Annotated in this window: 13 protein-coding genes and 1 other RNA gene; 6 read left to right on the plus strand and 8 right to left on the minus strand. The window is 65.9% G+C overall.

Features of this window, described 5'->3' with window-relative positions; translation table 11 throughout:
• The first annotated feature begins 63 nt into the window (after positions 1-63).
• Positions 64-160, plus strand: an RNA gene (ffs, locus tag C8C99_RS11425) — signal recognition particle sRNA small type.
• Between the two features lie 117 nt (positions 161-277).
• Here the strand turns inward: ffs and C8C99_RS11430 are convergent.
• The 3 genes from C8C99_RS11430 to C8C99_RS11440 are packed head-to-tail and all read right to left on the minus strand — an operon-like array spanning position 278 to position 7,801.
• The gene (locus tag C8C99_RS11430; protein ID WP_108625817.1) at positions 278-1,642 is read right to left on the minus strand and encodes a TIGR03862 family flavoprotein; all 1,365 of its coding nucleotides are present in this window, start codon (positions 1,640-1,642) and stop codon (positions 278-280) included.
• Positions 1,643-1,697: 55 nt separating this feature from the next.
• Positions 1,698-5,198, minus strand: coding sequence for an exodeoxyribonuclease V subunit beta (locus C8C99_RS11435; RefSeq protein ID WP_108625818.1), 3,501 nt, complete (start codon positions 5,196-5,198; stop codon positions 1,698-1,700).
• Positions 5,195-7,801, minus strand: a complete 2,607-nt coding sequence (locus C8C99_RS11440) for a PD-(D/E)XK nuclease family protein (protein WP_108625819.1) — start codon at positions 7,799-7,801, stop codon at positions 5,195-5,197. Before C8C99_RS11440 ends, C8C99_RS11435 begins: the two co-directional genes overlap by 4 nt.
• A gap of 110 nt (positions 7,802-7,911) precedes the next feature.
• Here C8C99_RS11440 and trxA point away from each other — a divergent pair, with 110 nt between their 5' ends.
• The 5 genes from trxA (at position 7,912) to C8C99_RS11465 (ending at position 13,472) form a co-directional block, all read left to right on the plus strand.
• On the plus strand, positions 7,912-8,244 hold the full coding sequence (trxA, locus tag C8C99_RS11445; RefSeq protein WP_008906761.1) for a thioredoxin TrxA: 333 nt from the start codon (positions 7,912-7,914) through the stop codon (positions 8,242-8,244).
• Positions 8,245-8,520: 276 nt separating this feature from the next.
• Complete coding sequence (gene rho / locus C8C99_RS11450) at positions 8,521-9,783, plus strand: transcription termination factor Rho (protein ID WP_056067265.1); 1,263 nt, start codon at positions 8,521-8,523, stop codon at positions 9,781-9,783.
• Positions 9,784-10,040: 257 nt separating this feature from the next.
• Positions 10,041-10,295 (plus strand): type B 50S ribosomal protein L31, encoded by a 255-nt coding sequence (locus C8C99_RS11455; RefSeq protein WP_015013594.1) that lies wholly within the window; start codon positions 10,041-10,043, stop codon positions 10,293-10,295.
• 109 nt (positions 10,296-10,404) lie between these two features.
• A complete protein-coding gene (locus C8C99_RS11460) occupies positions 10,405-12,105 on the plus strand; it encodes a hypothetical protein (RefSeq protein WP_108625820.1) in 1,701 nt (566 codons plus the stop codon).
• Complete coding sequence (locus tag C8C99_RS11465; RefSeq protein ID WP_056637956.1) at positions 12,105-13,472, plus strand: MATE family efflux transporter; 1,368 nt, start codon at positions 12,105-12,107, stop codon at positions 13,470-13,472. Before C8C99_RS11460 ends, C8C99_RS11465 begins: the two co-directional genes overlap by 1 nt.
• Here the strand turns inward: C8C99_RS11465 and phoR are convergent.
• The 5 genes from phoR to pstA form a co-directional block, all read right to left on the minus strand.
• The gene (gene phoR, locus C8C99_RS11470) at positions 13,426-14,769 is read right to left on the minus strand and encodes a phosphate regulon sensor histidine kinase PhoR (RefSeq protein WP_108625821.1); all 1,344 of its coding nucleotides are present in this window, start codon (positions 14,767-14,769) and stop codon (positions 13,426-13,428) included. The genes C8C99_RS11465 and phoR overlap by 47 nt on opposite strands.
• A gap of 156 nt (positions 14,770-14,925) precedes the next feature.
• On the minus strand, positions 14,926-15,633 hold the full coding sequence (gene phoB, locus C8C99_RS11475; RefSeq protein WP_056637950.1) for a phosphate regulon transcriptional regulator PhoB: 708 nt from the start codon (positions 15,631-15,633) through the stop codon (positions 14,926-14,928).
• 21 nt (positions 15,634-15,654) lie between these two features.
• Positions 15,655-16,356, minus strand: coding sequence for a phosphate signaling complex protein PhoU (gene phoU, locus C8C99_RS11480; RefSeq protein ID WP_056637947.1), 702 nt, complete (start codon positions 16,354-16,356; stop codon positions 15,655-15,657).
• Between the two features lie 11 nt (positions 16,357-16,367).
• On the minus strand, positions 16,368-17,150 hold the full coding sequence (gene pstB / locus C8C99_RS11485) for a phosphate ABC transporter ATP-binding protein PstB (RefSeq protein WP_056637944.1): 783 nt from the start codon (positions 17,148-17,150) through the stop codon (positions 16,368-16,370).
• Between the two features lie 60 nt (positions 17,151-17,210).
• Entirely contained in the window at positions 17,211-18,065 is an 855-nt protein-coding gene (pstA, locus tag C8C99_RS11490; protein WP_056637940.1) for a phosphate ABC transporter permease PstA, read from the minus strand.
• Positions 18,066-18,076: the final 11 nt, after the last annotated feature.

Below are 18,076 nucleotides of genomic sequence, written 5' to 3' on the forward strand. Positions count from 1 at the left end.
GGCCCGGGCAAACAAAACACCCATTGGAAAATCGGGGCCGTCATCCGACGTACAATCGCTGATGACGGGCCTCCTCGCATGGTGAAGCGGCCAACCGGGTCAGGTGGGGAACCAAGCAGCCCTAACCGTGGAGTCAGTGCCGGGGGTAAGGCTCGTCAACTTCTTCTTTCTTTTTGCGCAGTCGCGCAAAAACTCCCTCTCTTCAGTATTTCCGCAGCAAGCAGTGGCAGGCCGTATCGGCTTGCGCGAGGCCCTGCTTTCCACGGCGGCTCTAGCGTCAAGCCGATAAGCCACGCAGCCAGCGCAACGCGCCCTCCCCCGCCACCCGGCCGCTGGCCATGCTGGCCGTGAGCAGATAGCCGCCGGTAGGCGCCTCCCAGTCCAGCATTTCCCCTGCGCAGAACACGCCCGGCAACGCCGTGGCCATCAGGTGCGCGTCCAGCGCCTCAAACGCCACGCCGCCCGCCGTGCTGATGGCCTCGTCCAGCGGGCGCGCAGCCACCACGGTAATGGGCAGGGCCTTGATCGCGTGGGCCAGGGCCACGGGGTCGTTCATGCCGTCTTTGCCCAGGTGCTCATACAGAATGCCCGCCTTGATGCCATCCAGGCCCAGACGGCTCTTGAGGTGGCTCGACAGCGAGCGCGAGCCCCGCGGGTGGCGCACTTCCACCAGCACGCGCTCGGGGCTGTGGTCGGGCAACAGGTCGAGGTGGAACGTGGCATGGTCATGGGCTTGCACCTCGTCGCGCAGCAGGTGCGAAGCGGCATAGACCAGGCTGCCCTCCACCCCCGTGGCCGTGACCACAAACTCGCCCCGGCGGCTGAAGCTGCGGCCCTGGCTGTCGGTGAAGCTGAGCACCACGGTCTTGAAGGGCTGGCCCACAAACTTCTCGGAAAAATGCGGCGTCCAGCCCACCGTGGGTGCGGGCGTGCGGCCCAGCAGCTCTTGCAGAAAGGCGCGGCGCGTTTCGCCCACCGGGGCATCGGCGCGCAGCACGTCAAAACCGCAGTTGGAGGGGTGCAGCGGCTCAACAGCCACACCCCGTTGCGCCAGCAACGGCACCCAGGCACCGTCCGACCCCAGGCGCGCCCAGCTGCCGCCGCCCAGCGCGAGCACCACGGCCTTGGCAGCCACACGCACTTCACCTGCCGGTGCGTCAAAACGCAGTGCCCCCTCCTCGGCCCAGCCCAGCCAGCGGTGGCGCATGTGGAACAGCACCCCCTGCCCGCGCAGGCGCTGCAGCCAGGCGCGCAGCAACGGTGCGGCCTTCATGTCGGTGGGGAACACACGGCCTGATGTGCCCACGAAGGTCTCCACCCCCAGCCCCTGCGCCCACGCACGTAGCTCGGGGCCGCCAAAAGCACCGACCAGCGGCTCGATCTGCTGCTCGCGCCCGGCATAGCGGCCCACAAAGGGCTCGTGCGGCTCGGAATGCGTGAGATTGAGCCCGCCCTTGCCCGCCAGCAGAAACTTGCGCCCCACGGACGGCATGGCGTCGAACACATGCACGGCCACGTCCGCCTGGGCCAGCACCTCGGCGGCCATCAGGCCCGCCGGGCCACCGCCGATGACGGCCACTTCGCATTGCAATGCTTCCGCAGACAGGGTGGACGTATCGGAAGAAGAAAGGGTGTGAGACACGGAAGGGCCTTGCTAAAAAAGGGACGTTGCGCAGGGTATGGTGCCGGCGGACCACTCAGAACAAGGAGCCTTGCGGAGAATCCGCCGGCCCCGTCTGGGCGCGCTGGCCCTCGGGCTGTGCTGCGGCGACCGGCGCAACGGGGGCGAGAGTATGCCCCACGGCCGAGGCCTGGGCGGCGGATGCCCCTTCCGCGCCGTGCGCATCGGCCACCATGACCCAACGCCCGTCACCCGTGAGGAAGGCAGCGTGAACCGCCTCGCCCGGCATCAGCGCCTGTACGGCTTCGCGGTAACGTCGCAACTGTGCCACCAGCGCCTGCTGACGCTGGGGCTGGGCGGCGCTTTTGTAGTCCAGCACCCACCAGCCTGCTGCTGCATCCTCGGCGTGCGCTGCGCGCCGCTGCACCAGCCGGTCGATGCGCAGGCTCTGGCCCTGGTAATGCAGTGGAGCCTCGTTGATGGCGGTTTGCACCAGCGCCGGGTCCCACGCCCACGCGCCCTCGCCCGCCAGAATGGCCTGCGCCATGCGGGCGGCCTGCTCGGCAGCGGCGGAGGTGATGTCGTGGTCCGCAGCCAGGCGGGCGAGGCGCACGGCGGGCCAACCGTGCGCGCGCAGATCGGCCAGCGGGGCACCGGCCACGCCGGCCTGCTCCAACAACTGGTGCATGGCGTCGCCCTGGCGAGACAAGGGGGTCGATTCGGCATCGCCCGGCATGGCCACGGTGGCATCACCTTCGAGCCCTACAGCGGTGTGGACGCGCGCGCTCTGCAGTGCCTCGGGCAACGCTGGCAGGCTGGGGATGGTGAAGGTTTGCGCGGGTGCTGCGGCGTCCACCCCCTGGGGAGGCAAGGCAAGCGCCAGCACATCCACCTCGGTCACCAACGGGGCGAGCCGGTTCCACCAACTGCCTGGGGCCGAGTTACCGGGTTGCACCGACGACAGCGCCAGGCAATGCTTGGCGCGCGTCATGGCCACATAGAGCATGTTCAGCTCCTCGCGGCTGCGGGCCTGCTGCTCGGCGGCCAGCGCGGCTTCTGCGCTGGGCGGCGGATTCGATTCGCTGGCCAGAAAGACGAAGGCCGAGGGCACAGTTTGCTCGCCAGGCCAGTCCACCAGCACGCCCATGGTTTCGGCCTTCTGCGGGCGGGTGTCGGTGTCGAGCAGCAGCACGCAGTCGGCCTCCAGCCCCTTGGCGCCGTGCACTGTCAGCAGGCGAATGGCCTGCGCATCGGCCCGGCCAGGGGCACGCACGCCGCCTTTTTTCATGGCCCGCACAAAGGCATAGGGCGTGAGGTAACGCCCCCCGTCGTGCTGCAGCGATGCCGCCAGCAGTGCGCGCAGATTGGCCTGCACGGACTGACGCTGGGTGACAGGTGCTGCGGCAGCAAAGCGGGCCAGCACATCGCCGTGCTCGTAGATGGCGTGCAGGGCATCATGCGGCGGTAAATTGCCCACCCACTTCTGATATTGGGTCAAAACGGCTCCAAGCGCCTGATTTTCATGCGCCAACAGCTCACTTTTCAATAGCAAATCAAACCAACTGCAACCCGCATGTTCAGGCTGGCGGCGCAGCAACGCCAAGGTCACCAGCGCATCGTCGCCGAGGCCAAACAACGGCGACTTGAGCGCGCGGGCCAACGAGAGGTCGTGCGTGGGCGAGACCAGCGCATCGAGCAGCGCCACCATGTCCTGCACCTCGGGTGCGTCGAACAGGTCGGCTTTTTCGGGCTGCACACAGGGCAGGTGCAGGGCGCGCAGGGCCTCTTGCATGCTGGCCAGGCGGTCGCGCTTGCGGGCCAGCACCAGCACCTCTTTGGGTGGCGTACCGCTGGCAATCTGCGCGGCCACCCAGGCGGCGGCCTGGGTGCATTCGCGCATGCGCTGGGTTTCTTCGGCCTCGTGGCGCGGTTCGGTCAGGCTGTCGCGCCAGGCCAGGGGATCGCGCGCGGCGCCTTGGCTGTCGTCATCCGCATCGACGATGGCGGGCAGGCGCAGCAGCTGGCCTGGGTGTTTGGATTCGGTGGTGTGGTCACGAAAACCGCTGGTCTCGTGCTGCGCCTGGGCTTGGCCCATGACGGCGTTGACGGCGCCAATGACGCCCTGCGCGTTGCGGCGCGTGTGGTCGCAGCTGAGCAGGTCACCGCCCAACCCGTCACGCACAAAGGCCTGCGCGGCAATGAACACCTGCGGCTCGGCGCGGCGAAAGCGGTAGATGCTCTGCTTGGGGTCGCCCACGATGAACACGCTGGGCGCGGCAGAGCCACCACCCGAGCCTACATAGCCCGCCAGCCACGCGTGCAGCGCCTGCCACTGCAGCGGGTTGGTGTCCTGGAACTCATCCACCAGCAGGTGGCGGATGCGGGCGTCCAGCCGCTCCTGCACCCAGCCACTGAGCACCGGGTCGGCCAGCATGACCAAGGCCGTGCGCTCCACATCGTTCATGTCCACCCAGCCGTGCTGCTGCTTGACCGCCACGAATTGCGCAATCAGGCAGCGCGCCAGCCGGGCCATGCGCTGCTGGTGCAGCCAGGCCTCGTGCTGGCGGCGGGCAGTGAGCAGGCGCTGCAGCTCGGGCTCGGCCTCTTGCGCGGCGGGGAACTTCTCCAGGTTCTTCGACAGGCGGTCTTCCTTTGCGACGAACATGGCTTTGCGCAGCATGTCCAGGCGCTGGTTCAGGTCGGCGCAGGCCAGCGCGTCGATGATGGCGTCCGCCGCCTTTTGCGGAGTCTTGTTGGACTCTGCTCCCAGGGCGCTGGCCCAGTTACGCCAACGTTGCTGGGCGGCCTCGGTCTGCAGGGCCTCGGCGGACTCCGTCAGCGCAGCCAGTTCGGGGTACGCCTGCTGGAACGGCGGCACCGAGGCATCGACCACGCCCGCCTCGTCGGCCAGGTCAAACTCCACCCGCTTGGCCAGTGCCGCTGCCAGCGCTTTGTGCGTTTGCGAGCGGCCGTGGCGGGCCACTACGGCCTCGTAGTCGGCACGCAGGCTGGCGCTGTCGGCCACGGTCTGCAGGAACGGCGGCCAGACCTCGCGCACAGCCTCGGCATCGTCTTCCAGCAGCTCAAAGTGCGCGGGCAGTCCTTGCTGCTGCAGCAGCGCCAACGGGGCCGTGCCCAGCAGCGCGGCAAACCAGCTGTGGAAGGTGCGGATCTGCACCGGGCGGCCAGCTTCGAGCAGTTGGCGGTATAAATTTTGTAGCGCCTCGCGCTTTTCCAGTGCGCCCTGGGGGCTGATTCCGCGTGCAATCAGCTCGGCGGTGAGTTCTTCGAGCGGCTTGTGGCTGAACTGCTCCAGCCACTCTTGCAGACGCTGGCGCATTTCGCCCGCGGCTTTTTTGGTGAAGGTGATGGCCAGAATTTCATGCGGCGCACAGCCATCGAGCAGCGCCCGCAGCATGCGCGAGACCAGCATCCAGGTCTTGCCCGCGCCCGCGCAAGCCTCCACCGCCACGCTGCGGGCAGGGTCGCAGGCGATGGCGTAGAAGGCCTCGCGCGAGACGGGGCGGCCGTTGTGTTCGTAGGCGGCCTGGGTGGCGGGGGAATTACTGGCGGTCATGGCGTCTCTGGCGCGGGCAGTGCCTGCTCGGCATCTGCCCAATAGTCTTTGCGGCACAGGCCGCGCACGGCGCAAAAATCGCACACCGAGCCCTCGCCCAGCGCAGGCAGCGGCGCACCGGCGGCGATGCGGGCCATGTCGTGCTGTATGCCTTCGATGAGTACATCGCGCAGGTGCACCACCTCGTCCTGCTCGTGCAGTTGCGTCTCGCCCCTCTCACCCACATTGACATAGGCGGCGCGCAGCGTGTCGTGGTGCAGCAGGGCGGCGTAGAACGGCAACTGGGTGTCTTCTGCGCCACTCTTGATGCGCTGGCGGGTGACGCTGTCGCTCTCGGTCTTGTAGTCGATCACCAGCACCGAAGGCTCGCCGGTACTGGAGACGCCGTCGATGCGGTCGACGGTGCCGATCAGCTCCAGGTCGCCCAGCGGCTGGCGGGCCTTGACCTCGGCCTGGCGGAACATTGCGCCTTGCTGCTCGTGCCCGGCCAGCCACTGCAAATAGCCGTCGCGCAGTTGTGCCCAGCCGGCGGCAAAGGGCAGGAAGTCGCCGTCTTGCAAACGCTGCTCGCGGGTGACGGCCTCGGCGGCGGCGTCCATGCGCACGCGGCGCTCATCCAGACCATCGGTCGGCTCCGCCAGCAAGGCTTCATGAAAATGCTGCAGTACCGCGTGCAGCCAGTTGCCAAAGTCACGCTTGTCCACTGCGGCGTCCAGCTCGTCAGCCTCGCGCAGGCCCAGTTGGCGCTGAGCGAAAAAGCGGTAGGGGCAGTGGCGCAGATCGGAATATGCGGTGGACGACAGCTGCGCCACTGGCAGGGCCTGGCCCACGGGCAGGGGGCGCCGCGTGGGCACTGCGGCCAGTGCGCGTGCCGCGCGTTCATCGACGCCGGGTACGGCGACGCCCTTCAGTTGAAGCGCCAACACCAGGGCACTGGCCAGCAGAGGCTCGCCGCCCTCGTCGCCCGTGCGCCACAGCACATCGACCACTGGGGTACGCAGGGCATAAGCCCAGGCGGCACGCTGCGCGGCTTCCAGCGATTGGCGCGTGGGCAGGCCCCAGGCTTCGCGCTGGGCTTGGGACCAGTCGCCGGTAGGTTCGGGCGCAGCTTGCAAGCGCTTTTCATCGCAGCCCGGCAGCACGGCGGCCGCGAAGGGGCGCCCCAACAATTGGGGCATGGGCAATACAACCACCGGCGCATCGGCAGCCTGTGTGGCCACGTAGCGCCCGGCTTCCAGCACGTCTTTCACCCAGCGGGTGAATTCCGCCAGCGTCATGCGGCGGCCCGCGCGCTCGCCCCAGCCGTCCAGCTCAGCCTGTTGGCCGTCTTGCAAACGCAGTGCAGCCAGTACGCGCATACCGGCGGGATCGGCCTGCAGGCCTTGCCATTGGCCCGCCTGCTCCAACACCGCGCGCAGGGCGGGCAGCCACTGCGCCAGCGGGCGCGCGGTGCGCAGGGTGTCGCGCCAGGCCTCGACGTTGGCCACGGTACGGGCCAGGTGGGGCTGGGCACTCAGATCACGCGCGGCTGCTGCGCTCCAGTGTTGCACCACGCCTTTGCGCAGCCATTGCTCCAGCCGATTCACCTCACTTGGCATCAACGCAGGCGTGTGCTTGATCCAGTCCAGCACCTCATTGGACGAGGCGTTCCACGCCGCGGCCTGCAGCGCGGCCATGACGCGAGACGCAGCACGCGTGGTCGAGAGAATCCAGCCACTCTCGTCACGCACCAGCACACCACTGCTGTCCAGGTGGGCCAGCACCCGGCGTATCAGCGCCCGGTCCGTGGCCGCCAGGGCCACAGGCACGCGGCCTTGCTCGATGTGGCGCAGCACACAGGCCGCTGCGCGGTGGGCCTCGTCCTCTGCGTCCGTCGCAGCGTGCAAGGCCCACCTCGGCAACGAGCGGTCGTCGTCGATCAGGGCAGGCAACGCGATAAACAAGCCCTGGGGGCCCCAATGCGCCTGCAGGGACCGGGTCAGCGCGTCGGGTTGAAACCCCTCCAGCACCACCAGCGCGTCCACTGCCGCGCGCACGCCGGGCTCGAACAATACATCGGTCGCATGGCGCGACGCCAGCACCCATTCCAGCGCCAGGCGCGCCACCAGGGCTTCGTAATGCAGGGCCGTGCCTTCGTCAGCCTGGGTCAGCAGCTTGCGGGCCTCATCACCCCAGGCCGCACGAAGTGCGGGGGGCACTGCCGCGACCACCGGAGCCAGTTGGGCAGCGGCTTCCTGCAGGGGCGTGGCCAGCATTTCGCGCTGGGCACCCTGCCCCACGCGATCCAGCAGGGCGCGGGCCGTCAAGGTGTCACGGCCCACGTCGCCGGCCAGATCGTCCCCTTGGGGCTCAAAAGACTGCAACTGGTGGGCCCAGTTGCGGGTGGTTTCGAAGCGCGGTGCAAAGCCCTGCGGCACCTGTTGGGCCCAAAGGCGTTGCGCCCAGGGCATCAACTGGGCATAGGGCACCAGTACCACCGTACGCGCCAGATGGGCGCCATGGGCCTTGGCATGTGCGGCCACTTGGGCCAGCGCACGTTGCCACAGGACCGCGCTGGCGGAGGAAAACCCACCAGGCTGATCGCTTTTCGCTATGACTGTCATAGCGTCGCAAGACCCGGCCACACCGGTGAACGTGGGATTGGTTTCTGTCACAATGCCCAGACTTTAAACGTACACCGGTCGCAACCCGCCCAAAATCAAGGAATTCCGCCATGGCCAGCGAACTCATCAAACATGTCTCTGACGCCAGCTTCGAAGCCGACGTGCTCCAACCCGGCTCCGCTGTGCTGGTGGACTACTGGGCCGAGTGGTGCGGCCCCTGCAAGATGATTGCCCCCATCCTGGACGAAGTCGCAGGCACCTACCAGGGCAAGCTGCAGATCGCCAAGATGAACGTGGACGAGAACCGCGAGATCCCCGCCAAGTTCGGCATCCGTGGCATCCCCACCCTCATGCTGTTCAAGGATGGCCAACTGGCTGCCACCAAGGTCGGCGCGATGAGCAAGGCCCAGTTGACCGCCTTCATCGACCAACAACTGGCCTGACCCCCTTCCCCAAGCCCCACGGTAAGAATACCGCTGGGGCTTTTTTGTTGAGCGATAGATCCGCGGGGAAACAACAAGTCGGCAGCCGCGTGAGTCTGCGCCTTGCGCCCCTGAAGCCCCCGCATTTTTTCCTGTCATAATTCCCCCAGATCACCGGGCTGCATGCATTGGCAGCCGGACCAAGATCCCTGGCGAGCCGGACCTGCAAACAGCAGCCCATTCGGCATCAGCCCACCTCCCCCAAGATTCATACCAGCTCCGCCAAGGAGTCAATCCATGCACTTAAACGAACTCAAGGCACTGCATGTGTCTGAAGTCCTGAAGCAGGCCGAAGAACTCGAAATCGAAAACACCGGCCGCATGCGCAAGCAGGAGTTGATGTTTGCCATCATCAAGAAGCGAGCCAAGGCGGGTGAGCAGGTGTTTGCAGACGGCGTGCTGGAAATCCTGCCCGATGGCTTCGGCTTTCTGCGCAGTCCCGACACGAGCTTCACCGCAAGCACGGACGATATCTACATCAGCCCCAGCCAGGTGCGTCGCTTCAACCTGCACACCGGCGACATGATCGAAGGCGAAGTGCGCACGCCCAAGGACGGCGAGCGCTACTTTGCGCTGACCAAGCTCGACAAGGTCAACGACGGCCCACCCGAGCAGAACAAGCACAAGGTGATGTTCGAAAACCTGACACCCCTGTTCCCCAAGGAACAGATGCGCTTGGAACGCGACGTCAAGAGCGAAGAGAACATCACCGGCCGCATCATCGACATCATCGCGCCCATTGGCCGCGGCCAGCGCGCGCTGATCGTCGCGCCGCCCAAGAGCGGCAAGACGGTGATGATGCAGCACATCGCCCACGCGATCACGGCCAACAATCCCGACGTGCACCTGATGGTGCTGCTGGTGGACGAGCGCCCTGAAGAAGTGACCGAAATGCAGCGCACGGTCAAGGGCGAAATCATTGCCTCCACCTTCGACGAGCCTGCCGCCCGCCACGTGCACGTGGCCGAGATGGTGATTGAGCGCGCCAAGCGCTTGGTCGAATTGAAGAAGGACGTGGTGATCCTGCTGGACTCCATCACCCGCCTGGCCCGCGCGTACAACAACGTCGTGCCGTCGAGCGGCAAGGTGCTGTCCGGCGGTGTGGATGCCGCCGCGCTGCAGCGCCCCAAGCGCTTCTTTGGAGCCGCCCGCAAGGTCGAGGAAGGTGGCTCGCTCACCATCATCGCCACCGCGCTGGTGGACACCGGCAGCCGCATGGACGAAGTGATCTTTGAAGAATTCAAGGGCACGGGCAACTGCGAAATCCACCTGAACCGCCGCCTGTACGAAAAGCGTGTGTTCCCCGCCATCGAGCTCAACAAGAGCGGCACGCGCCGTGAAGAGCTGCTGCTGGCGCCGGAGATCCTGCAGAAGACCCGCATCCTGCGCCAGTTCATGTACAACATGGACGAGATAGAGTCGATGGAACTCATGATCAAGAACATGAAGGCCACCAAGACCAATGTGGACTTCTTCGACATGATGCGAAGGGGTGGGTAAGCCCTCCTGAGTCGCCTTGGGCGCTTTCCCCAGGGGGACGCCACCCGTGGCCCGGCGGAGCCAGTTTCACTGGAGGCGCTGGGCTTGAGCGGTGTCGGTATCTACCGTTGTGACGGGCACGCAGCGACGTTGAAAAAGACACCCATTTGCCCTGTGCCATAATAGAGAGCTTTTTCTGCGGAAAGTACGCTGGATGTTCCACGGCGCAAAGGTTGCACCGGGTCCAGCACGGCTCCCGCACTTGACAAGGATTGATCATGAAAGAAGGCATTCACCCCAACTACCGCGAAGTCCTGTTCGTGGACCTGTCCAACGGCTTCAAGTTCGTGACCCGCTCGTGCGTGAACACCAAGGAAACCGAAACCCACGAAGGCAAGGAATACCCGCTGTTCAAGCTGGATACCTCTTCTGAGTCGCACCCCTTCTACACGGGTACGCAAAAGTCCGTGGACAACATGGGTGGCCGCGTGGAGCGCTTCCGCAACCGTTTCGGCAAGACCGCAGCGAAGTAATTCGCCCCTGCGTTCCCGCCAAAAAGGCAGCCCGGGCAACCGGGCTGCCTTTTTTCATGGGTTTTGCCTTTATTCTCGGTGGCTCCTTCGCCCTGCCGCCCACTGCCGCGTGACTCCACCCACCCCCGCCATCGTTACCCAGAATGCCGTCAGCCCGCTGCCCCGCTGGGCGCTGCTGCTGCTCTGCATTGCCTATGTGATGCCCGGCTTTGTCGGCCGCGACCCCTGGAAGAATGCAGACGTCACCGCCTTTGGCTACATGCTGGAGCTGGCCCAGGGGCGTACCCCTTGGCTCAGCCCGTTGCTCGGCGGCATGCCCCCCGAAACCGAAGGGCTGCTGCCCTACTGGCTGGGGGCCTGGGCCGTGCAGATGGCACCTGCGTGGCTGTCGGTCGAGATGGCGGCCCGCATACCGTTCATTGCCCTCTTGGTCGTCACGCTGGTTGCCACCTGGTACGGCGTGTACTACCTGGCCCGCAGCCCCGGAGCCCAACCGGTAGCGTTCGCCTTTGGCGGCGAGGCTCCTCCTCTGGACTACGCACGCGCCATTGCCGATGGTGCTTTGCTGGCACTGATCGCCTGCCTGGGCCTGGCGCAGCTGTCGCACGAGGTGACAAGCTATCTGGCGCAGCTCAGTTGCACCGCGCTGCTGTTTTTTGCGGTGGCGGCCATGCCGCACCGCGCGGTGGCGCCTGCGGTGGCGCTTATTCTGGGCATGGCAGGGCTCACGTTGTCCGGCGCCCCAGCCCTGACCGCGATGCTGGGCCTGGGCGGCATGGTGCTCACGGTTTTTGCGCCCTCAGGCAACAGCGACCACCGCTGGCGCTGGGCCGCAGCGCTCGCCGCTGCCACTCTAGCGACGGCCGTCTTGGCGCAGGGGCTGGACCTGTGGCGCTGGCGAATTGTGGGTTTTGATGGTGCCGGCAAGGACTGGCTGAGTCTGGCTCGGCTGCTGCTGTGGTTTGGCTGGCCGGCCTGGCCGCTCGCGTTGTGGACCTTGTGGCGCTGGCGGCAGCAAATCTTCAGCCGCCCCGGCCAACGGCATCTACTGCTGCCCCTGTGGTTCACCCTGGTGTCCATTGGCGCCACCATCACCACCCAGCCAGCCGATCGCGCCTTGTTGCTAGGCCTGCCCGCCATGGCCGCACTGGCGGCGTTCGCCTTGCCGACGCTGCGCCGCAGCGTGGGGGCGCTGATTGACTGGTTCACGCTGCTGTTCTTCACGGCGTCGGCCCTGACGATCTGGGTGATCTGGATCGCCATGCAGACCGGCGTACCGGCCAAGCCCGCGGCCAACGTGGCCAGGCTGGCGCCGGGGTTCGCATCCCAGTTCTCGGCGCTGGCGCTGCTGGTGGCTGTGGCTGCCACCCTGGGGTGGTGCGGTCTGGTGTGGTGGCGCGCGTCCCGCAACCGCGCCCCCATCTGGAAGAGCCTGGTGCTACCCGCTGGCGGCGCTGCTCTGGGCTGGCTTTTGCTGATGACCCTGTGGCTGCCCTTGTTGGACTACGCGCGCAGCTACGGCCCGCAGGTGCGCAGTGTGGTGGCGGCCCTGGGTCCAGCGCCAGGGTGCATTCAGACCGTGGGGTTGAACCGTGCCCAGGTGGCGGCCTTGCAGTTCCATGGGCAGTTGTCGCTGCAACGCGCCGGCCTGCAGGATGAATGCCTGTGGATGCTGGTGGACAGCGCCTCCTGGCCCGCGTCGGAGCGCATGGTCCGCGCAGACCTTTGGGTGCTTCGGGCCACCCTGCCACGCCCCACCGACAAGAACGAGAACCTGCTGCTGTTCCATCGCGCAGCCCCGGCACGCTGATGTCGGAGCTGTCCACCATCGCCCGGCACGCTGTGACCGTGCTGGCGGGGCAACTGGCCGTGATGGCGTTCGGGGTGACGGACACCATTGTCGCGGGGCGCTACAGCGAATCGTCGCTGGCAGCGCTGTCGGTGGGTTCTGCGATCTTCATCAGCGTGTATGTCGCGCTCATCGGTGTTTTGCAGGCCTTGCTGCCCGTGTGGGCCGAACTGCGCGGTGCGCAGCAACCCGAGGCCGTGGGGCGGTCGCTGCGGCAAGCCTTGTACCTGTGTGCTGCGGCCTCGGTGCTAGGCATGGCGGTGCTACTGTCACCGGGTGCGCTGCTGCGCTGGACGGAGGTACCGCCTGCGCTCCGCCCCCAGGTCGAAAACTACTTGGCGGTGCTGGCGCTGGCCTTGCCGCCCTCCCTGTTGTTTCGGATCTACAGCACCCTCAACCAGGCCCTGGGCCATCCGCGCCTGGTCACCTGGTTGCAGGTGGGCTCGCTGTTCATCAAGCTGCCGCTGTCGGTGTGGTTCACCTTTGGTGGAGGGGGCCTGCCCGCACTGGGCGTGGTGGGCTGCGCCTGGGCCACGCTGGCCGTCAACTGCAGCATGCTGGCCTTGGCCGTGTGGCTGCTGCGCACGCAGGACATCTACACCCCCCTAGGCTTGTGGCGTCGCATGGAGCCGCCCCACTGGCCCACCATTGCGGGCTTTGCCAGGCTGGGCATTCCGGCGGGCCTGGCCGTGATGGTGGAGGTCACCTCCTTCACCCTGATGGCCTTGTTCATCGCGCGCCAAGGCACCACGTCGGCCGCGGCCCACCAGATTGCCGCCAACATCGCCGCCGTGCTCTACATGGTGCCGCTGTCACTGTCCATTGCCACCAGTGCACGCGTGAGCTACTGGCTGGGCGCACAAGAGCCCCTGCGTGCGCGCCAGGTGGTTTTGATGGGTTTTTCGCTGGCAGCGCTAGTCGGATTTACCTTGGCAGCTATATTATTAATAGCAAGACACCCGATCAGCCAGATTTACACCGACAACGCCAGCGTGGCAGCAGTGGCCGGCGCAGCCCTGGTCTGGGTGGCGGCTTACCACGCTGCCGACGCCGTGCAAACGCTGTGTGTGTTTGTGCTGCGCTGCTATCGCATCACGCTGGCGCCACTGGTGGTGTACTGCGCGCTGCTGTGGGGTGCAGGCCTGGCGGGCGGCTATTGGCTGGCGTATGGTGGTAGCGGGCCCTGGTCGGGCGTGGCGTCTCCCACCCCGTTCTGGGTCGCCAGTGCGGCAGCACTCGCCGTGACCGCCTTGCTGTTTGCCGCCATGCTCTGGCGCGCCATCAGCCCGGCAGGGCAAAGCCACGCAAGCGATTGGCCGGAAAGGTGACTGAAAACACCGAGCCCTTGCCCAGGGTGCTGCTGATGTCCAGCGTGGCGCCATGGCGCTGCAGCACATGCTTGACGATGGCCAGGCCCAGACCTGTGCCCCCGGTCTCGCGCGAACGGCTGCGATCCACCCGGTAAAACCGTTCCGTCAGGCGTGGGATGTGTTCCGGCGCGATACCGGGGCCGGTGTCGTGCACAGAGAACACCGCGCTGCCGTCATCCTTGCGCAGCCACTGCACGTCGATGGAGCCTCCTCCGGGGGTGTAGCGCACAGCGTTGTTGACCAGGTTGGACAGGGCACTTTGCAGCTCCGCCGGCACGCCAGCAATATCGCCCTCGGCCCGCAGTCTATCGGCAGCGGGAAAGTGCATCGCATGCGGACGCTGCTGGTTCTGCGTGAGCAGCACCGACAGGGCCCGCCCCTCCTCTTCACAGCGTTGCAACAGCGACTGCACCGGCGTCCACTCCGCCATGCCAGGCAGCGGACTGCCTTCCAGGCGCGACAGCGTCAGCAGATCCTGCACCACGCTCTGCATGCGCTGCGCCTGCTGCGCCATCATGCCCAGGTAGCGCGACCGCTCCTCGGCACTCAACGGCAGGGTCTGCAGGGTTTCCACAAAACCGGTCAGTACCGTGAGCGGCGTACGGATTTCGTGCGATACATTGGCCACGAAGTCGCGCCGCATGGCGTCGGCCTGCTCCAGCGCCGTGACATCGCGCGACAGCAGCAGCGTGCGTCCATCGCCATACGGGTGCAGGTGCACCGAAATGCGCACGGGCCGTGACGGCGTGCTCAACCGCCCTTCCAGCACGACGTCGCTGGTGAAGTCCTTGGCGGCGAAGTAAGCCGTGAACTCAGGGTTGCGCAGCAAGTTGCCGATGGACTGCATGACGTCGCGCTGCGCGTCAAAGCCAAACTGGTTGGCCGCCATCTGGTTGCACCATTCGATGCGGCCCTGTGCATCCAGCAGCACCACACCGTTGGGGGAGGCCTGCAGGGCGGCCAGGATCTCCTGCAGCCGGTCCTGGCTGTCCCGAATCTGCGCCTCCTGCTTGCGCAGCAGACGCCGCGCACGGTCCGCTGCCTCGCCCCAGATGCCACGCATGGACGGCACCGCTGCCAGGTCGCCGGTACGCAACCAGCGCAGCACCCGCACGCCGCGCAGCACGTCCCAGACAAACCACGCCCAGGCAGCAATGGCGGCCCCCAGCGCGGCGCCCCAGGGCCCGCCTTGCCACCACCCCAGGCCACCACCCGCCAACTGCCACAGCAGGAAAAACGAAATACGCCACAGCATGCGGATTGCAAAGCCTTCTCAGAAACACCAGGGGCGCGACACGCGCGCCCACTGATTCATCACTCCATCGATCGCCACTGGCACTGCCTGTCAGATCTCAGCGGTCTGAGTGGCCTGCAGCACCGCCCACAGGCCAGCGGCAGACCACTGACTCCATCAGGCCGACAGCGGCACCTGCGGCTGCGCCGTGAGCCGGTAGCCCGCGCCACGCACGGTTTCCACCATCACGGACGCCGCGCCCAAGGCCTCGCGCAGGCGCTTCACATGCACGTCCACCGTACGCTCCTCGATGAAGACATGGTCGCCCCACACCTTGTCGAGCAACTGCGATCGGCTGTGCACGCGCTCGGCATGCTTCATCAAGAAATGCAGCAGCTTGAACTCTGTCGGCCCCACCTTCAGGGACTGGCCCTGGAAGGTGACGCGGTAGGTCGCTGCGTCCAGCACCAGTTCACCAATGGTCACGCTGTCGCTCACCTGCTCGGGTGCACGGCGGCGCAGCACGGCGCGGATGCGGGCGAGCAGCTCTTGCGTGGAGAAGGGCTTGGTAATGTAGTCGTCGGCGCCCGCATCCAACCCCGCCACCTTGTCAGGCTCATCACCCCGTGCAGTGAGCATCAGGATGGGGATCGGTTTGGTGCGGCTGTCCGCACGCCACTTGCGCGCCAGCGACAGGCCACTTTGCCCTGGCAGCATCCAGTCCAGCAGGATCACGTCAGGCAGCACGGCATCCAGTTCGCGTTGCGCGCTGTCGCCGTCTTCTGCCCAGAAGGGCTGGAAACCGTTGTGACGCAGGTTGACGGCAATCAGCTCGGCAATCGCGGGTTCGTCCTCAACGATGAGGACACGGGGAAGCTTTCTCATGGTGAATCCAGCGTCCCGTACTTAAAGCACCGCCGACTCGATCTCGTCGAGGGCCGTGTGGCGCACGTCCTTGCCCTTGACCAGATAGATGATGAGTTCGGCCACATTCTTGGAGTGGTCACCAATGCGCTCGATGGCCTTGGCGAGGAACAACAGGTCCAGGCTGGGCGAGATAGTGCGGGGGTCTTCCATCATGTAGGTAATGAGCTTGCGCACAAAGCCGTCGAACTCCTTGTCGATGAGGTCGTCCTCCTTGAGGATGGCCACCGCCGCCTTCACGTCCAGTCGCGCGAACGCATCCAGCGTCTTGCGCAGCTGGCCCGAGGCCAGCTCGGCCGCCACACGCAGATCGCTCGACGGCAGGGAGCGCGGTGCACCCCCCTCAATGATGGAGCGCACCATGCGCGCCATCTTGTTGGCCTCGTCGCCCATGCGCTCCAGGTTGGCCGTGGCCTTGGAGAAGGCCAGCAGCAGGCGCAGGTCGCGCGCCGTGGGCTGCCTGCGGGCGATGATGGAAGACAGCTCCTGATCGATATCGACCTCCATCGCATTGATGCGGGTCTCCATCGAGGCCACCGTCTCCACGGCTTCCAGACTGAACTGGGACAACGCGTAGACCGCCTGGCGGATCTGCGACTCCACCAGGCCGCCCATTTCCATGACGCGGGCAGAGACGCTGTTGAGTTCGCTGTCGAACTGGGACGAAAGATGTTTATCGGGCATCTGCTGTCTCCTTAGCCGAAACGGCCGGTGATGTAGTCTTCGGTTTCCTTGCGCTCGGGCTTGAAGAAGATCTGCTCGGTGGCACCGAACTCGATCATTTCGCCGAGGTACATGTAGGCGGTGTAGTCGCTGCAGCGGGCGGCCTGCTGCATGTTGTGGGTCACGATGGCGATCGTGTAGTCGTGCTTGAGCTCATCGATCAGCTCTTCGATCTTGGCGGTGGACAACGGGTCCAGCGCCGAGGTGGGCTCGTCCAGCAGCAGCACCGAGGGCTTCACCGCCACGCTGCGCGCAATGCACAGGCGCTGCTGCTGGCCGCCGGACAGGGACAGCCCGCTCTGGTGCAGCTTGTCCTTCACTTCGGTCCACAGCGCCGCCTTGGACAGCGCCCATTCCACGCGGTCGTCCATCTCGCTCTTGCTCAGCGTCTCATACAGCTTTACACCAAACGCGATGTTGTCGTAGATGGACATGGGGAACGGCGTGGGCTTCTGGAACACCATGCCGATGCGGGCGCGCAGCAGGTTGATGTCCTGCTTGGGGTCCAGGATGTCCTGACCGTAGAAACTGATGGAGCCTTCGGCACGCTGGCCGGGATACAGGCTGTACATGCGGTTGAGCGTGCGCAGCAGCGTGGACTTGCCGCAGCCCGAGGGGCCGATGAAGGCCGTGACCTTGTGCTCGGCAATGTTCAGGCTCACGTTGCGCAGGCCTTGGAACTTGCCGTAGAAGAAGCTCAGGTTACGCAGCTCCAGCGCGTTCTTGCTGGCGTTGGCGGTAGCAGTGGCGTTCATTGTCAAATCCTGGAAATGGAGGCGATCTGGTCGGTGTCTGCAGCGGGGATGGCTGCCGGATCACACGCGGTTCTTTTCGCGCAGGAAAACCCGCGCCACGACGTTGAGAATCAGCACCGACAACGTGATGAGCAGTGCACCGCCCCAGGCCAGGCGCACCCAGTTCTCATAAGGGCTCAGGGCAAACTGAAAGATCACGACCGGCAGGTTGGCCATGGGCGCATTCATGTTGGTGCTGAAGAACTGGTTATTGAGTGCGGTGAACAACAGGGGCGCGGTCTCGCCGCTGATGCGGGCCACCGCCAGCAACAGGCCGGTCATCACACCGCTGCGCGCAGCGCGCAGGGTGACCATGGTGGACACCTTCCAGCGCGGCGCTCCCAGGGCGAAGGCCGCTTCGCGCAGGCTGCCAGGGACCAGGCGCAGCATGTTCTCGGTGGTGCGCACGACCACGGGCACAGCGATGAGCGACAGCGCCAGGCTGCCAGCCCAGCCCGAAAAGTTGCCCACGGTGGCAACCGCGATGGCATACACAAACAGGCCCAGCACGATGGAGGGTGCCGACAGCATGATGTCTGTCACAAAACGCGTGAGCTCGGCGGTCTTGCTCTGGTCTCCATACTCGGCCAGATACACACCGGCCAGCACACCAATGGGGGTGGACACCAGCACGGTGAAGCCGACCATCAGCAGGCTCCCCACAATGGCGTTGGCCAGGCCACCACCTTCGGAGCCGGGCGCCGGCGTGGACTGTGTGAACATGTTCCAGTCCAGCGCGGCAAAGCCGTTGGACAGCAGCACGCTCAGGATCCAGAGCAGCACGAACAGGCCCAACGCCATGGCACCCAGGGATAGGGTCAGGCCGATGGCATTGGAGCGCTGGCGCTTTTTGTAGAGTTGTTGATTGAATTCCATGGAGCTTGTCT

This window comes from Acidovorax sp. 107 (genome assembly GCF_003058055.1).
GTDB lineage: Bacteria > Pseudomonadota > Gammaproteobacteria > Burkholderiales > Burkholderiaceae_C > Acidovorax.